14 protein-coding genes and 1 tRNA gene are annotated in these 16887 nt (G+C 64.4%); 8 read left to right on the top strand and 7 right to left on the bottom strand.

Annotation, left to right across the window (positions count from 1 at the left end):
• Window positions 1–143: 143 nt before the first annotated feature.
• The 3 genes from ACSC1R_RS14895 (at window position 144) to ACSC1R_RS14885 (ending at window position 5818) form a co-directional block, all read left to right on the top strand.
• Window positions 144–1814, top strand: coding sequence for a DUF7289 family protein (locus tag ACSC1R_RS14895; RefSeq protein ID WP_439026511.1), 1671 nt, complete (start codon window positions 144–146; stop codon window positions 1812–1814).
• A 369-nt stretch (window positions 1815–2183) separates the two neighbouring features.
• Window positions 2184–3836, top strand: coding sequence for a DUF7289 family protein (locus tag ACSC1R_RS14890; protein ID WP_439026510.1), 1653 nt, complete (start codon window positions 2184–2186; stop codon window positions 3834–3836).
• A 323-nt stretch (window positions 3837–4159) separates the two neighbouring features.
• Window positions 4160–5818, top strand: a complete 1659-nt coding sequence (locus ACSC1R_RS14885; protein ID WP_439026509.1) for a DUF7289 family protein — start codon at window positions 4160–4162, stop codon at window positions 5816–5818.
• Window positions 5819–5854: 36 nt separating this feature from the next.
• Here ACSC1R_RS14885 and ACSC1R_RS14880 read toward each other — a convergent pair whose 3' ends face one another.
• From ACSC1R_RS14880 to ACSC1R_RS14865, 4 genes are all read right to left on the bottom strand, one after another.
• Window positions 5855–6502 carry a DUF6517 family protein gene (locus ACSC1R_RS14880; RefSeq protein WP_439026508.1) on the bottom strand — a complete coding sequence of 216 codons (648 nt, stop codon included), beginning with the start codon at window positions 6500–6502 and terminating at the stop codon, window positions 5855–5857.
• Window positions 6503–6582: 80 nt separating this feature from the next.
• Window positions 6583–8070 (bottom strand): cysteine--tRNA ligase, encoded by a 1488-nt coding sequence (cysS, locus tag ACSC1R_RS14875; RefSeq protein WP_439026507.1) that lies wholly within the window; start codon window positions 8068–8070, stop codon window positions 6583–6585.
• An 87-nt stretch (window positions 8071–8157) separates the two neighbouring features.
• Window positions 8158–8664 carry a DUF7523 family protein gene (locus ACSC1R_RS14870; RefSeq protein ID WP_439026506.1) on the bottom strand — a complete coding sequence of 169 codons (507 nt, stop codon included), beginning with the start codon at window positions 8662–8664 and terminating at the stop codon, window positions 8158–8160.
• A gap of 71 nt (window positions 8665–8735) precedes the next feature.
• Entirely contained in the window at window positions 8736–9557 is an 822-nt protein-coding gene (locus ACSC1R_RS14865) for an extracellular solute-binding protein (RefSeq protein ID WP_439026505.1), read from the bottom strand.
• Window positions 9558–9810: 253 nt separating this feature from the next.
• On the opposite strand from ACSC1R_RS14865, the gene ACSC1R_RS14860 reads away from it, so the two are divergent.
• From ACSC1R_RS14860 to ACSC1R_RS14845, 4 genes are read left to right on the top strand one after another with little or no spacing between them, the layout of a single operon-like run.
• Window positions 9811–10581, top strand: a complete 771-nt coding sequence (locus tag ACSC1R_RS14860; protein WP_439026504.1) for an AsnC family transcriptional regulator — start codon at window positions 9811–9813, stop codon at window positions 10579–10581.
• Window positions 10578–10742, top strand: coding sequence for a hypothetical protein (locus ACSC1R_RS14855; RefSeq protein ID WP_439026503.1), 165 nt, complete (start codon window positions 10578–10580; stop codon window positions 10740–10742). The genes ACSC1R_RS14860 and ACSC1R_RS14855 overlap by 4 nt, the downstream gene beginning before the upstream one ends.
• Complete coding sequence (locus ACSC1R_RS14850) at window positions 10739–11164, top strand: universal stress protein (RefSeq protein WP_439026502.1); 426 nt, start codon at window positions 10739–10741, stop codon at window positions 11162–11164. The genes ACSC1R_RS14855 and ACSC1R_RS14850 overlap by 4 nt, the downstream gene beginning before the upstream one ends.
• On the top strand, window positions 11161–13422 hold the full coding sequence (locus tag ACSC1R_RS14845; protein ID WP_439026501.1) for an amino acid permease: 2262 nt from the start codon (window positions 11161–11163) through the stop codon (window positions 13420–13422). The genes ACSC1R_RS14850 and ACSC1R_RS14845 overlap by 4 nt, the downstream gene beginning before the upstream one ends.
• Before the next feature lie 243 nt (window positions 13423–13665).
• On the opposite strand, the gene ACSC1R_RS14840 is transcribed toward ACSC1R_RS14845, so the two are convergent.
• The 3 genes from ACSC1R_RS14840 to ACSC1R_RS14830 all read right to left on the bottom strand — a co-directional run bounded on the left by ACSC1R_RS14840 (window position 13666) and on the right by ACSC1R_RS14830 (window position 14955).
• Window positions 13666–13845: transfer RNA gene (locus tag ACSC1R_RS14840), tRNA-Trp, on the bottom strand.
• A 64-nt stretch (window positions 13846–13909) separates the two neighbouring features.
• The gene (locus tag ACSC1R_RS14835; RefSeq protein ID WP_439026500.1) at window positions 13910–14137 is read right to left on the bottom strand and encodes a DUF5795 family protein; all 228 of its coding nucleotides are present in this window, start codon (window positions 14135–14137) and stop codon (window positions 13910–13912) included.
• A 38-nt stretch (window positions 14138–14175) separates the two neighbouring features.
• Window positions 14176–14955, bottom strand: a complete 780-nt coding sequence (locus ACSC1R_RS14830; protein WP_439026499.1) for a DUF5794 domain-containing protein — start codon at window positions 14953–14955, stop codon at window positions 14176–14178.
• 414 nt (window positions 14956–15369) lie between these two features.
• Here ACSC1R_RS14830 and guaB point away from each other — a divergent pair, with 414 nt between their 5' ends.
• Complete coding sequence (gene guaB, locus ACSC1R_RS14825; protein WP_439026498.1) at window positions 15370–16863, top strand: IMP dehydrogenase; 1494 nt, start codon at window positions 15370–15372, stop codon at window positions 16861–16863.
• The last annotated feature ends 24 nt before the right edge of the window (window positions 16864–16887 follow it).

Genomic DNA, 16887 nt, shown 5'->3' with positions numbered 1-16887 from the left:
CGATACCGTTCAAAACCGCTTCTGGTGGCTTCTTTCTGCGTGCGGCGCGTGAAAGCACGGGTGTACACGCCCCCGCGTGAACGGCGAAAACGGTCCACAACCGTATCTCCCCTATATGTTAGCTGACTGCTACACGAACAACGATGAGAGGTGCTTCCCTGACCGACGGTCCGTCTGCTGGGGCCAGCGGACCCGCCGGCAGTCGTGGTGCGACCCATCGAGCAGGACGCGGCCAGTCGTCCATCCTCGCCGTTATCCTCCTCGTCGGCATCGTGGCCATCGGCTCGGTCTCGATCGTCGTCCTCGGCGGTGTCGCACTCCAGGAATCGAAAGACGATGTCGAGGACCAGCGAATCGAGCAGGTCTTCATCCAGCTCGACGAGGGCGTCGACTCTGTCGCCCTGGGTGGCGGGTCGAACCGCCAGATAGATTTCGACATCAGAACGAAGAAAGGTGCCGTCTTCCGGAAGAACACGGGCAGAATCGTCGTCTTCGCCAACGGGACCGAGATAGCTAACGAATCGTTCGGCTCCATCGAGTATCGGCGGGACGACAGCACCTACGCCTATCAGGCTGGCGGCGTCTGGCGGGGCACCGGTGACGACGCGACGATGGTGGCGGCACCACAGTTCCACTACCGGGACGGGACGCTCAACCTCCCCATCCCGACGGTGACCGGCGAGGAGGAACTCTCCTCCGGCGTCGTTCATGTCTCGAAGAACCAGACGATGGCCCCCGTGAACAACGTCGGCTACGTCGAAGGGAAGCTGGTGACGGTCGAAATCGAGAGCAAGTACTACGCCGGCTGGGCACAGTACCTCCGTGACCGGACCAACAACGTCGCCGTCAGCGTCGACGACCAGAACGAGACGGTCCTCGTCAAACTCGGCCGACCGGTCGCAGATACCAACTTCAGCCATGGGGTCTTCGCGACCGGTGGGGCTGACGGTGACATTACGGTCGACGCGAACGGTGCGAACTCAGGCATCGACGGCGACGTGAGAGCGACTGGGAGCATCTCTGACCCTCACAATAACATCGATGGGACGGCAGAGTCGGGCGCCCAATCCGACCTCGAAGAACTCGACACGGTCATCGAGACGAAGATAGATTCTGCACGGAACAACACCTCTATCGCCACGGTCGACCCGGTTACGACGACGCTCGATGGTGGTGAGACGTACTACGTCGACGGTGACATCCTCCCCGGCAACGGTGACACGGTCAACGTCGACCTCTCAGGTGGGAACGTCAGTCTCATCGTGAACGGCTCCATCTCGCTCAACCAGGCCGACCTCGACATCTCCGGAGCGTCCGGTGACGCTGCATTCCACATCTACTCGAACGGTGACTTCGCGATGAAGAAGTCGAAAGCAGGTGTCGCCGGGGGGGCAAAGCACCTGCAAATATACGGCGACTCCGAGATGGAGATCGCGGTGACCGGTGGTAGCAACACGGAGTTCTACGGAACTATCTATGCACCCCGTGACGACGATGCACCGGGCGTGAACAACGCCTCGATACTGGTCAACAGGGAGAACCAGTGTGGCGATTACGACGTCTGTATCATCGCGGGGAGCAGTTCCATCGAGGGTGCAATCGTCGCCGGTTCGACCCTCCTCGGCCAGAACACGGAGATGACCTACGATGCCAGCCTCTCGAGCCTGGAACCCGACCTCCAGCTCGAAGACGGTCTGTTCCCGCCGCCAATCACGTTCTTGCACGTCTCCGTTCACGAGGTCCAACTCGACGACGGCGAGGACGACGAACGAATCGTCTTCGCAGACCGCCCACGGGCGTCGGTCGCGCACTGAACTCCCGCTCACGACTGTCTCACGACGGCCCCTGTTTTTCGACGCATTTCGACACGCGCTGACGTGCTCGTCACGGTGGACCACCGTCGGACACGTGTTGGTGAAACGAACTGTATCGAGGGCGCCGCCGAGAGACGGTGAACTGGTCGAATGGTCGTCACGATTCGCCAGAGACGTGGAAAGTACCTTGTGGCCGTGTCGGCACCGCACCTACTATCAGCTCAATAGCCTGTATAGCCCCTATAGGACTCACCAACAGATTGGTTCCGTAATTATTAGTTGAGTTTATCGATTTTACTGGTGGTCTTTTCCAGAGCTACGGTAAAAAATTCGATTTATATTTACGTGTCGGGCACATTTCCTGTTCCAATGATACGTCCCTCTGCACGAGAGTGCGACGAACGGGGGGGACGGGGAACTGGGTCGTCGGGTGGAACGGATCGCAGCCAGAGTGCGGTACTCGGAGTCGTGCTGTTACTCGGCATCGTCACCATCGGCGTCGTCTCCATCCTGGTCGTGGGGGGGCTCACGCTCGAGCAACAGCAGGCGGACAGTGAGACCAAACGTATCGAGTACGCCTTCCTCGAACTCGACCACACCGTCGACTCGGTCGCGCTGAGCGACGGCGGGTCCGGCCAGATCGACTTCGACCTGCAGTCGAAAGACGGGACGATTCGGCGCGAGAACACCGGTCGAATCACGGTTCGCGCCAACGGGACGGAGATAGCGAACCAGTCGTTCGGGTCCATCGAGTACCGCCGGGACGACACCGTCTACGCCTACCAGGCCGGCGGCGTCTGGCGGGGGGCCGGCGACGACGCCACGATGGTGTCGGCACCCCAGTTCCACTACCGCGACGGGACGCTCAACCTCCCGATACCGGTCGTCTCGGGTGACGAGCACCTCTCCGGTGGAACCATCGAAGCGACGAAGACCGGGACGCGTTCACCGGTCAACCGCGTCGGCTACATCGAGGGCAAACTCGTCACGGTCGAGATACAGAGCGAGTACTACGCCGGGTGGGCGCAGTACCTCCGAGAGCGAACCAGCGACGTCGCCGTCTCGGTCGACGAGCCGAACGAGACGGTCGTCGTCAAGCTCGGACGACCGCTCATCGACGGTGACTTCGAACAGGGCGTGTACGCGACCGGCGGCGCTGACGGTGACGTCGAGGTCGACGCGAACGGCAACGCTGGCGGTATCACCGGGCCGGTGAAAGCCGAAGGGAACATCGACAAGAAAAAGAGCAATTCGATAAACGGGTCGGAGGCGTCGAACGTCGCCTCGGACCTGACCGAGATAGACCCCGCCATCGAACGGATGGTCGAGGCCGCAAAAGAGAACGCGTCGATGCCTCGACCTGACCCCCTCGACGACGAGCTGGAGGACGGCGAGACGTACTACGTCGATTCCGACGTCGTCTCGTCGGGTGACGACATCGAGGTAGACCTCGCCGATGGCAACGTGACGCTCATCGTCGACGGACGTATCTCGCTCGAGGACGCCGACATCGAGATAGACAATCCGACTTCCGGGAGCGCTTTCCGGGTGTACAGCACCGGTCACTTCGGGTTGAAGAACGGAGAGGCCGGGGTGGAAGACCACGCCGAGTACCTACAGATTTACGGGACCTCGGACATGCAGGTCGGCTTCACCGGTGGCCATACCGAGTTCCACGGGACCATCTACGCGCCACGCGACGAGCCGGCGCTCGGGCCGAGTGAGACGAACGTCGCGACGGTCGACACCAAGACCAAGTGCGACGGGTGGGACGTGTGTATCGCGACGGGGAACAGCGACATCGAAGGGGCAATCGTCGGCGGCCCGACCTACGTCGGTTCGAGTACGGGATTGACCCACGACCCGAGTCTGGTTGGGACAGAGCCCTCGCTCCAGCTGGAAGACGGCCTGTTCCCGCCGCCGATTACGTTCCTCCACGTCTCCGTCCACGAGGTCGAACTCGACGACGACGAGGACGAACGCATCGTCGTCGCTTCTAGAAGCCGAATTTCGGCCGTCTGAGTCGGCGAGCCACGCAGGACGGCCATCGGCGAGAGCGAACACGAGTGAGACCGTGTCCGTCCCCGTCGACTGGTCCCCGAGATGGCCACAACGTTCATATTTGGGCTGGACAGGCATTATTAGTTATACTATTGAAACTTGTGGCCGAGAATACTTGACGGTGATTACCGTAAGAAAATACGTCTAGAGAGTCAACGGGGCCCTCACAACAATCCTTTCTACGAGTTCCAAATTGGTTGCTGCTTGTTCCAAAATAAATTTACAAGTGAATCTCCCCGGTCCTTACAATTCTTATTTATATTCACGTGATGATTCGACAGTGTATGAGACGTCTCCTCGCGAGGGGGGGAGACGACCAGTCGTCCTGGGGGACGCACGATACACGTGACCGCGGGCAGAGTGCACTGCTGGCGACGGTGTTGCTCGTCGGACTCGTGACCATCGGCGCGGTGTCTATCATCGTCGTCGGTGGGCTCACGATACAGGAATCGAAAGAGAACACAGAATCGATGCGCATCGAACAGGTGTTCGTCGAACTGGAACAGAACGTCGGGTCGGTCGCGCTGGGTGAGGGCGCGAACGAAGTGACCGACTTCGACATCCGAACGCGCGAAGGGGCGATTCACCGCAAAGACACCGGGCGAATCGAGGTGTACACGGAGAACATCGATATCGCGAACGAGTCCTTCGGGTCCATCGAGTACCGCCGCGGCGACACCGTCTACGCCTACCAGGCCGGTGGCGTCTGGCGCGGGACCGGTCCCGACGCCACGATGGTGTCGTCGCCGCAGTTCTACTACCGTGACGGAACGCTCAACCTCCCGATTCCAATCGTCTCCGGCGAGGAGCGCATCGAATCCGGAATCGTCGAGATACGCAAGAACCGGACGATGTCGCCCATCAACCGCGTCGGCTACGTCGAAGGTGAACTCGTCACCGTCAGGATTCACAGCGAGTACTACGGTGGCTGGGCGGACTACCTCCGTGAGCGGACCAGTGACCGGGCGGTGTCCGTCGACCACGCGAACGAGACGGTCGAGGTAAAACTCGGCCGCCCGGCCCTGAACGGGGACTTCAAACAGGGCGTGTACGCGACCGGTGGTGACGAGGGCGACATCGCCGTCCAGAGCGGGAACGCGGTCATCGACGGTCCCGTCCGGGCAGAAGGCGACATCAACGTGACCGGTGCGGGCGAAATAACCGGCCCGGCGTTGCCGAACATCGAATCCGGTCTGTACGAACTCGACCCGGCCATCGACCTGAAGATAGAAGGAGCACGCAACAACACCTCCGTCCTCAACCCCAACAACCCGGGGAACAACATCACGATGGAGGACGGGAACACCTACTACTACGACGGAGACATCGACCTGACGAGCAACGACGTCAGGGTCGACCTCGCGGATGGGAACGTGACCCTCGTCCTCAACGGAAGCATCTCGCTGGACGACGCCGACCTCGAGATACACAACCCGACGAGTGACTACGCGTTCCGTGTGTACACGAACGGGAACTTCGGGCTGCACAACGGTATCGCCGGCTACGACAACAACTCTTCGCGCCTGCAGATTTACGGAACCTCCGACATGCAGGTCGCCATCACGGGCGGGAGTGGTACCGAGTTCTACGGGACCATCTACGCACCCCGTGACCGACCGGCCATCGACGACGACGAGCAGAACGCTGCGGCGCTCTCCAGCCAGAACAAGTGCGAGGGCTGGGACGTCTGTATCGTCGCGGGGAGCTCTGACATCGTCGGGGCCATCATCGGCGGCCCGACGAAGCTCGAACAGAACACGAGGTTCACCTACGACCCCTCCCTCTCCAATATCGAACCCTCGCTCCAGATAGACGACCAGTTGTTCCCGCCGCCGATTACCTTCCTCCACGTCTCGCTTCACGAGGTCGAACTCGACGACGGTGACGACGACGAACGTATCGTACTGGCACAGCCCTCGGTCAGGGCTGTTCGTCCCGCCTGAGCGGGCTGCAAGAGGACTGTCGGGCGAGACCTCTCACTACTCGTCTGCCGGATGGACGACGTTCCGCATCAGTTCCGTGATGTTCTCCTGTTCGTCGATCTGCTGTGGGTAGATGCCCATCGGGACGACGTAGTCCTTCTCGTGACCGACCGCTCCCGAGAGCAGGATGTACACGTCGACCTCGTTTCCACTCAGGGTGGCCTGTCCCTCGAACTTCGTGACCGTCTGCGCCGAGCCGAGCATCTGCACGGCGAACTCGTCGACCGCGTCCCCGATGGAGAGCCCGTCGTACTGGGACTGAAGCTGTTGTGCAAGCTTTCGCGGCCCCCAGTCTTTCAGCGGGTTGAACGACTGCCCGAGCACCTCCACCTTCGGCGAGGAGATGAGCGCGAACACGCCGGCCTTCTTGTCCGACACGATGGGCAGGTCGAGGGTCTTGTAGTACTGCGTGACCCAGTTCACGACCTTGACCGTCTTCTCCTGGCCCGCGGCCGAGAACGTCTTCTCGACTGTCTGTTCCTGGGATTCCTGCTGGACGTAGTTCGCCCCACTCGCGACCTGTTCGTCGACGAGCGCCTTCGCGGCTGCGAACTCGCTCGTCCCCGAGAGGACCCCGAGACAGCCTGCTGTCGCGGCGATTCCAGCACCTGCACTGCCAAGCATCGTCCGGCGAGTCAACTTCATACCGTCGGCTCACTCGGCAGACGATAAAAACCTGTTCGCCTACGATGCTCGGGAGCACACAGTGGGGCGAACCCAGACGGTCAGTAGTGAAACGTCACGCCGTCGTCGGTGTCCTCGACGGTGACGCCCAGCGCTTCGAGTTCGTCCCGGAGGTCGTCGGCGCGCTCGTAGTGGCCGGCATCGCGTTCTGCCTCGCGGACGTCGAGGACGAGCTGGATGACCTCGTCGGCGATACTCGCCTCGCCACCCGTTTCGGCCCCGAACTGGAAGCCGAGCACGCCGCCGCCCAGTTCCTCGAACGTATCGATGGCGTCGTTGAGGCCGCGGTAGTCGTACTCGTCGCGGTCGGCGAGGTGCCTGTTCACGGCGCTCGCGAGTTCGAGCAGCGCGGTCGTCGCCTCGCGTGTGTTGAAGTCGTCGTTCATGCCCTCGGCGAACTCGCGGCGGGTGCGGTCGACTGCGGACTTGAGGTCACGGTCGTCGACCTTCGTCCGGGCTGCCGTCGAGTCGCAGGCGTCGACCGCGGCACGGTAGCCTCGTTCGAGGCGTTCCCAGCGCTCCCGGGCCTCCGAGAGCGTCTCGTCGCTGAAGACGGCCTTGTTGTGGTACGCCGTCGAGACGAGGAACATCCGGAGCACGTTCGGACCCTCCTCGCGCAGCAGGTCCGCGACCGTCGTGAAGTTGCCCAGGCTGGAGGACATCTTCTCGGCCTTCGTCTCCAGCAGGCGGACGTGGAGCCAGTACTTCGAGAACTGCTGGCCGGTCGCGGCCTCGCTCTGGGCGACCTCGTTCTCGTGGTGGGGGAAGACGAGGTCCATCCCGCCGACGTGGATGTCGATGGTCGAGTCGAGGTGGGTCATCGACATCGCCGAGCACTCGATGTGCCAGCCGGGTCGACCATCGCCCCACGGCGAGTCCCACGTCTGGCCGCTCGGGCACTCGTTATCGCCCAGCGGGTGGCCCTCCTTGCGGTGCTCGCGGACCGCCTCCGGCTTCACACCGTCGGCCTTCCACAATGCGAAGTCCGCGGGGTGGCGTTTCTCCGCCAGTTCGTCCGGGTCACCCTGCTCTTCGATTTCCTCGACCTTCTGGCCCGAGAGTTTGCCGTAGTCCTCGAACGTGGTCACGTCGAAGTACACCGAGCCGTTGGACTCGTACGCGTGGCCCTGCTCGATGAGCGTCTCGATGAGGTCGATGATCTCCGGAACGTGCTCGGTGACACGCGGGTACACCTCGGCGCGCTTGAGGTTCAGGCCACGCATGTCGTCGAGCACGTCCTGGATGTAGTGTTCCGCGACTTCGGCCTCGTCCGCGCCGAGTTCGGGGTCACCGGCGCGGGCGACTATCTTCTCGTTCACGTCGGTGAAGTTCTCGACGTGCCGGACGCCGTAGCCCAGGTGCTCCAGCCAGCGGTGCATCACGTCCACGGCTACCCAGCCGCGGGCGTGGCCGAGGTGGGCGGGGTCGGAGACGGTCAGGCCACAGTAGTAGAGCAACACATCGTCGGGGTCCTGTGGCTCGAACGCCTCTTTCTCGCCCGTCAACGTGTTCGACACGTACAGGGTCATTACCCTCTTTTTCCCCTGCAGTCCTTTTAACGCATACGGTGACTGGTCACGGCGTGGCAGGGACCGGTTCCGGTGTGACCGCGGTGCTCACCGCGTGGCGGTGTTTGTCTCGGGCACCGCCTCGGCCGCGGCTTCCACCGCCCGGAGCGCGTTGGCGGCCTGTCGACGTTCGACGAGGACGACGAGCGCGTCCGCGTCGAACCCGAGCGCCGAGACGGACACGTCGGCCGTCTCCAGCCTACCGAGCACCCGTCGGCAAAATCCCGCGTCGACCTCGCCGGTCGCGAGGATGGCCGTCGACTCCCCACCCGCGGCAGGGCCAAAGCCCGTGCCGTTCACGCGGAGGAGCGCCTCCTCGTCCGCGTCGACCCGCCCGAGGCCGCTCTGCATGGTGACCCGCACGTCCCGGTCGCTCGTCTCGAACGCCGGCATGGTGTCGGCGTACCGCCTGAGGGCGGTCGCGACCGCCTCCTCGTCGCCGTCGACCCCCAGAAATCTGGCTGCCGCGGAGTAGTTCACGACACCTGCCCGCAGGGCCGAAAGCAGGAACGGGTGGTCGTCCGCCGCGTCTCGTGTCTCCCTCGCCAGCGTCATACTCGAACCCCCGACGGCGGGTCGAATAAACGCCGCGGTCGCGGTCGCCTCCGGCGGTGCCGGTAGCCGCGTCACACCCGTGCCAGTTTCGGGTACTGCTCCGGGACGGTGAACCCGGCTTCGAGGAGTCGAGACGGGGTTCCGACGAGTCGGTCGACCCACGGCTCGCCCGCAGGCGTGAGGGCCACGACCCCGTACCGGATGGGCGCGCCCTGCACGGTCTGCGCCGGCAGGTCGTAGCTCACGGTGGCGTACGATTCCGCCCGCGACGGGTCCGAGAAGTCGATGGCCTCGGGCAGGTCGACGGAGGGAAGATCACGCTCTTTCGCCATGCTCCGGTAGGTGAACGCGGCGTCGATGCCCCCGGCTTCGAGCGCGTTCAGGAGGCCAGTCTCGGCGAAGATGCGGGAGTCGTCGAGGACCGTGTCGGCGTCGAGGCCGTCCGCGAGTTGCAGCGCCATCACGGTCCGGTAGCCCAGCGGGTCCAGCTTCGGGTCGGTGCGGCCGATTTCGACCTGAGGATTGCGTACTGCCTCTCGCCAGTCCTGCTGGATTTCTGTGACGTGTTCGGACGCCGGGTCGTAGGTCAGCACCAGCGCGTTCGTCGCGAACAGCGTGAACTCGTCGGTGATTCCACGAAAGAGTGCCGGGTCTGCGAGAGCGACCGCGTCCGGGTGTCGGAGGTCGTCGCGGAGTAGGTGGGCGACGGTGGCCGAGCCGTGGGCTTCGATACTCGCGCCCTCGGTGTTGGCGGCGACCGTGAGGAGGGAGCCGGCGACGAGGGCTGTGGGTGCGTCGTCAGAGGCGGTGAGCTGGCCGTAGACCGCACTCCCGAGCAGGCCGGCTGTCGAGGTTGCGGCGAGCGCCTGGAGGGTCCGGCGACGCGTCGGCATGTAACTGTCTGTGTGAACGTTTTGGTTGTATTGTAATGAATACTGGTTTCTTTTCTCACGAGGCTGGAACACCCGAACGCGTTCGGACGCGTCCCCCGAGTGGTTCGCACAGGCGACTACCGCGACCAGCCGGTCTCGCCATCGTCTCGCCACCAACGCGATTCGATAATCGAAATTTGGGGAGGATGTGAAGATGATTAAAGCAATATACTAGCCGCCCATTTGTGAAACCGAACACGGCCAGGTTCCAGGCATGACACACCCGAACACTGACCACCGGCTCGACGATATCGACCGGCGCATCCTGTACGCACTGATGCAGGACGCCCGCAACACCGCCACCTCGATAGCCGAGGAGGTGAACGTCTCGGGCGCGACCGTCCGGAACCGGATACGCAAACTCGAGGCAAACGACGTCATCCGGGGGTACCCGGTCCACCTCGACTTCGAGCGTGCAGGTGGCCACCTCACGAACCTCTACCTGTGTAACGTCCCCGTGCCGGAGCGCGAAGCCCTCGCGCACAAGGCGCGGACGATCCCGGGGGTCATCAACGTCCGGACGCTGATGACCGGGCGCGAGAACCTGCACGTGCTGGCGGTCGGTGAGACGACCAAAGACCTCCAGCGCGTCGCCCGCAACCTCTCGCAACTCGGTATCGAGATCGAGGACGAGGACCTCGTCGAGGACGAGTTCTTCAGCCCGTACACTCCGTTCAACCCGGACGTCGAGCAGACCGCAGGGCAGCCGAATGACTTCATCAGCCTCACCGGCGAGGCCAACATCGTCGAGATTCCCGTCCAACCGGACGCCCCTATCGCGGGCCTCTCCATCGAGGACGCGGTGGCGCAGGGCATCCTCGACGACGACACGCTCATCATCGGCATCGAACGGGACGACCAAGAGCTGACGCCCCACGGCGATACGGTCGTCGAACCCGACGACATCGTCACCGTCCTCTCGCGGCACGGCTCCGGCGACGACGGCCTCGACCCCTTCTTCACCCGGGAGAGGTCGACCCGATGAGACAGACCGTCATGACCACACTCCCAACGCTACTGAAACGGCTGTTCGCCCCGGACGAGACGCTCTCGGAGTGTCGGAACTGTGGCACCACGGTCGACCCGGACACCGACGCCTGCCCCAGCTGTGGGGCGGTCGAATTCTGTCACTACCAGATAAGATGAAACACACACTCACAGACTCGATAGTGGTACCTGTCGCGACCGAGGCAGACGCGCGTGCGACGGCCGCGGCGCTCGACTCGCTCGAACCGCACACGTTCGGCCGGATAACCGTCATCCACGTCGTCGAGAAGGGCGACGGCGTCCCCGACAAGACGCCGGTCGAACAGTCGGAGACGGTCGCCGACAAGGCGTTCGCCACCTTCCGGAACACGTTCCCCGACGCCGGGACCAGGAAGGTGTACCGGCGTGACGTGGTCGCCGGCATCATCGAGTACGCCGACGAGGTCGATGCGAGCGCCATCGTGTTCCGCCCTCGTGGTGGCTCGCGACTCGTCCAGTTCCTTGCCGGCGACCGTACCCTCAGGCTCGTCACGGAGGCGGACTGCCCCGTCGTCGCCCTGCCCGAGGAGGCAGACGGATGACCGCGAACGACGAGGAGCTCGCGAAGGACCTTGGGCTGCTCTCGGCGCTGACTATCGGCGTCGGCACGATGATCGGCGCTGGCATCTTCGTCCTCCCGGGCCAGGCTGCGGCCGCGGCGGGCCCGGCAGTCGCCCTGTCGTTCGTCGTCGGGGGCGTCATCTCGCTGTTCACGGCGCTCTCGGCGTCCGAACTCGGCACCGCGATGCCGAAGGCGGGCGGCAGCTACTACTACGTCAACCACGCGCTCGGGCCCATCTTCGGGTCCATCGCGGGCTGGGGGAACTGGATGGGGCTCGCCTTCGCCAGCGCGTTCTACACCCTCGGCTTCGGCGAGTATCTCGCGACTTTCTTGCCCCTCCCGACACTCACACTCGGGCCACTCGCACTCTCGGAGTTCCAGCTCGGCGCGCTGCTGGCCGGGTCGGCGTTCGTCGCCATCAACTACGTCGGCGCGAAGGAGACCGGGAAGATTCAGATCGTCATCGTGACCCTGCTGGTCGGTATCCTCACCGTCTTCTCTGCCCTCGGCATCATGCAGGCCGACCTCTCGACGCTGCGGCCCTTCTTCCCAGAGGAAATGGGTGGCGCCGCGGCCGTCCTCCCCGCGACCGGCCTGGTGTTCGTCTCCTTCCTCGGGTTCGCGAAGATCACGACCGTCGCCGAGGAGCTGAAGAACCCCGGCCGGAACCTCCCGCTCGCCGTCGTCGGCAGCGTCGCCATCGTGACCGCGATGTACGCCATCATCATGGTCGTCCTGATGGGCGTGGTCAACTGGCGCCAGCTCGGCCCGGACGTCACGACGACGCCGGTCCTCGACGTCGCCGACATCGCGTTCGGGACCGTCGGCCTCGCTGGTATCGGCGTCGGCCTGTTGACCTTCGCGGGCCTGCTCGCGACCGCCTCTAGCGCCAACGCCTCCATCCTCGCGTCCTCGCGCATCAACTTCGCGATGGGCCGTGACAGGCTCATCAGCGCGAAGCTGAACGCCATCCACCCGAGCTTCGCGACCCCGTACCGCAGCATCGCCGTCACGGGCGGGCTCATCCTGCTGTTCATCGCCATCGGGGACGTGAAGGTGCTCGCGAAGGCGGGGAGCGTCCTCCACCTCATCGTCTACGGCCTGCTCAACCTCGCGCTCATCGTGATGCGCGAGGCCGACGTCGACGAGTACCAGCCCGAGTTCGAAGTCCCGCTCTACCCCGTCGTGCCGGTCCTCGGTGCGCTTACTTCCTTCGGACTCATCGCGTTTATGGACCCCATCGAAATCGGCCTCTCGCTGGTGTTCGTCGCCGGCGGCCTCGTCTGGTACCTCATCTACGCGAAGGACCGGGCCGAGAAGAAAGGTATCCTCAGCCAGTACGTCCTCGAACAGTCCGACCAGCTTCCCCAGGCCGCCGTCTCCGCCGCCGACACCGTCCAGCCCGACGGCGGCGACTACCGCGTCATGGTCCCCCTCGCGAACCCCGAACACGAGAAGGACCTCATCACGCTCGCCAGCGCCATCGCCCGCCAGCAGGGCGGCACCGTCGACGCCGTCCACATCGTCACGGCCCCGGACCAGACCTCGCTCGGCCACGCCGCGGCCCACGCCGACGAACTCGAAGAGGACTACCACGCCGTCCTCGACGCCGCCGAGCGCGACGCCGAGACCTTCGGCGTCGAGGTCGAGACCCACACCATCCTCTCGCACGAGTCCTTCGGCGAGATCTTCGACGCCGCTCGGACACACGAGGCCGACATGGTCGTGATGGGCTGGGGCAAGCAGCGATTCGGCTCCCCCGGCCGCGTCGAGAGCGCGGTCGACGACCTCGCCGCCGACCTGCCCTGTGACTTCCTCGTCCTCAAGGACCGCGGCTTCGACCCCGACCGCATCCTCGTCCCGACCGCCGGCGGCCCCGACTCCGACCTCTCCGCCGAGGTCGCGAAGCTGCTCCAGGCCGAGTACGACTCCGACATCACCCTGTTGCACGTCGCAGACTCCGTCGAGGAGGGGACCACCTTCCTCGAAGCCTGGGCCGACGACCACGGCCTCGGTGATGCGACTATCCACGTCGAGGAAGGCGATGTCGAGGACGCCATCGAGCGTGCCGCCACCGACGAGACGATGGTCATCATCGGTGCGACGGAACGCGGACTTCTGCATCGGCTGGTCCGCGGGTCGCTCGTGCTCGACGTCGTCGAAGACGTCAACTGCTCCGTGCTGCTCGCCGAGCGTGCTCGGAAGCGAGGTGTCGTGGACCGGCTGCTGGGGGACTAGGGCGGTCGGAGAGGTGGCTCCCGTTTCGACGGGTGCCACAAAGAACGAGACCTATTTGAATGGGAGTCCACAGGAATCGCAGACCGGTGGCTATCGAAGGTGGTGCCTTTGTTAACCAGTATGGGGACGGAGCGAGTTTGAACCACGGTCGCTCCACTTCGTTCCGCTCCCTGGTTCAAATCCTCCGACGTCTATGATTCACGCAGCAAAGACTCCTCTCTCGTCGTGTTGAATTCGAGAAAATGGGGACGGAGGGATTTGAACCCCCGATCGACTGATATCTCCGGTGTGTGCGCCTCGGAACTCCAGAGGGTCGTCGTCGCGGACCGATGATCAGTCGGCCGCTCGGTATATCAGCTGGAGTTTCGTCCCGGGCGCGTGGCCTCTGGAGTCAGTCGCCATGCCTGGCTTGGCCACGTCCCCTTCGGTCTCTCGTTTGGCGGTTCGCACTAAAGGGGTTTCGATTCAAACCGATTCGAAACCGGGGTCAGTCGCGGTCGTCGTCGGCCCACTCGCAGTCCTGGCACTTGTAGCCGGTGACGAGTTCGGTGACGCTCGGCATGTAGACGACCGAGAGCACGTCCCCACCGCAGTCGGGGCACTCCCGGTCGGCGTCTTCGATGTTCTCGGCTTCCATGACGGAGTCGCCTTCGACCAGCTCGGCGAGGCTCTTGGGGGTGACCATGCGACCCTCGACGACACGATTGCCTGTCATGGGAGAAACGGAACGCCGAAAAGCCGTAAGCCCTCCGGTCAGTCAGCGCACTCGGCGCGGTCGGCGGGGGGCTCGACGCCCTGGCCGTCACCCGCGGTGGGGTCGAGGGCGAAGACGGCCGAGACGACCATGACGGCGAGCGGGGCGGAGTTGACCTCGACGAGGCCGACGATGGAGAGGGCGAGCAGGCCGAGGGCGACGGCGCTCCCGAAGCGGAAGCGGTCGACGTCCATGCGCTGGCGAAGTTGCGGCCCGCTGATGGCGACTAGCAGGGCGAAGGTCGCACCGACGGCGGCCGCGGCGGCGGCCTTGGCGACGAGCACCGGGTCGGGCGTGAGCGCGAGCTGTGGATTGGAGAGGTCGAGGCTGACCAGCAGGCCGAGGCCGACGACGACCGCTGGGCGTGGCAGGTACTCGCCCACGCGTGCGGACGCGGTCTTGGCGGCGACGGCCGCGATGACCAGCGCGGCAGCACGTTCGAAGCTGTGGGTGTCGAGGACGCTCTGGATGGTCGGGGCGATGGCGGCCTCGACGGCGGCGAGCACCACCACGCCGACGCCGACGATGGCGACGCTGGCGACGATTTCGCGGTGGGTCCCGTCCATCTCCGCGAGGATGACCGCGACGGTTGCACTGCCACCGAAGACGAGCAGGCCGACCTGGAGGATACCGACCGGGCCGGAGAGTGCGCCCGCGAGGACGAGCGCCGGGAAGATGCCGTCGACGAGCGAGAGGCCCATGACGGTCGCGAGGAGTCGGGTCTTTCCGCCGACGATACCTTCCAGTCTGAGCGCGACGGGGTGGCGTGACGTACTCATCGACTGACCGGTTCGGGGGCCTGACCCGTGGCCCGGGGGCGATAACGGGGGCGACGCTCCGCAGGTGCGTCGTCGAGCCGTTTGGTGGGTCGAAGGAGTGTAAATGTCTTCGCCATCGAGCGTGCAGTGTCGTCTCGAACGTGACCGAACGTGCAAGCGCCGAAATCGATGGCGGAGTTCATACTCACAACACAGGGACCTGAAGTGATAAGGATTGTGTGAGACGAGTGGCCAAAGGCCAACGAAAATCTGCCCCAGTATTAAAAAGGCCCTACTTTTCGTAGCTTGTAACCCGATACCACTGTGAGAACGTGGGTCAGACACCGCTTCGTGTCGCATCCGAAAGGTGTGAAAGAGAACGGCACGGAGCGAACGTCTCGCAACGCTTTAGTGGCGGTCGTGCGGACCACTTATATGGCGAAGGACGCTCACGAGGACGGTACATTCTCTGAAAAACTCCGCGTACCAGAGGCATTGACCTTCGACGACGTGTTGCTCCGACCGAAGGAGAGCCGCGTCGAACCCGACGAAGCCGACCTGACATCCCGCGTGTCGAAGAACGTCGAGCTTCCAGTTCCCGTTCTCTCGGCAGCGATGGACACCGTCACCGAGGCGGACATGGGCATCGCGATGGCGCGCAACGGTGGGCTCGGCGTCATCCATCGTAACCTCGACGTCGACGAGATGACCACGCACGTCGAGAAAGTCAAGCGCGCCGACGAACTCATCATCCGCGACGTGGTGACGGCCCATCCCGACCAGACGGTCGAGGAGGTCGACGAGATGATGGCTCGCGAAGGCGTCAACGGCGCACCGGTCATCGACGACGATAACAGGGTCCTCGGCATCATCTCCGGGACCGACATCCGCCCGTACCTCGAGGTCGGCGAGCAAGACCGCGTCAGCGAGGCCATGACCGAGGAGGTCATCACGGCCCCGAAGGGTGTCACGGCGCGCGAAGGGCTCGAACTGATGTACGAGCACAAGATAGAGCGCGTCCCCATCGTGGACGACGACAACCGACTCATCGGGCTCGTCACGATGCAGGGTATCCTCCACCGGCGCGAGTACGACAACGCGGCCCGCGACGAGGACGGCCGACTCATCGCCGGGGCGGCCGTCGGCCCGTTCGAGGTCGACCGCGCCATCGCGGCCGACGAAGCCGGCGCGGATGTACTCTTTATCGACTGCGCGCACGCGCACAACCTGAACGTCATCGACAGCGCCCGAGAGATAAAGGAGAACGTCGAGGCCGACGTGGTCGTCGGGAACATCGGCACGAAGGAGGCCGCCGAGGACCTCGTCGACTTCGCCGACGGCCTGAAAGTCGGTATCGGTCCGGGCTCCATCTGTACGACCCGCGTCGTGAGCGGGTCGGGGATGCCCCAGATCACTGCCGTCTCCGAGGTCGCCGACGTGGCTGCACGCCACGACGTCCCCGTCATCGCCGACGGCGGCATCCGGTACTCCGGTGACGCCATCAAGGCCATCGCGGCCGGTGCGGACGCGGTGATGCTCGGGTCGTACTTCGCCGGCACCGACGAGGCTCCTGGCCGCGTCGTCACGATGCAGGGCAAGAAGTACAAACAGTACCGCGGGATGGGGTCGGTCGGCGCGATGCAGTCCGGCGACGGCCAGCGCTACCTCAAGGACGACGACGAGGACGAGGATTACGTCCCCGAGGGCGTCGAGGCCGCGACGCCGTACAAGGGCCCGCTGGCGAAAGAGCTCCACCAGCTCGTCGGCGGGATGCAGTCCGGTATGGGCTACGTCGGGGCCGCGACCATCCCCGAGTTCAAGCAGCGCTCGGAGTTCGTGCGCGTCTCGGCAGCGGGCCAGACCGAGAGCCACGCCCACGACGTCCTCATCACCGACGAGGCACCGAACTACAAGCCCGACGGGAGCTAGGCTCGACGGGAACTGGCCGTCAGT

The organism is Haloarchaeobius ordinarius (assembly GCF_051801355.1).
Lineage (GTDB): Archaea > Halobacteriota > Halobacteria > Halobacteriales > Natrialbaceae > Haloarchaeobius.
The sequence above is the reverse complement of the archived record's forward strand: the minus strand, read 5'-3'. Positions and strand labels throughout refer to the sequence as shown.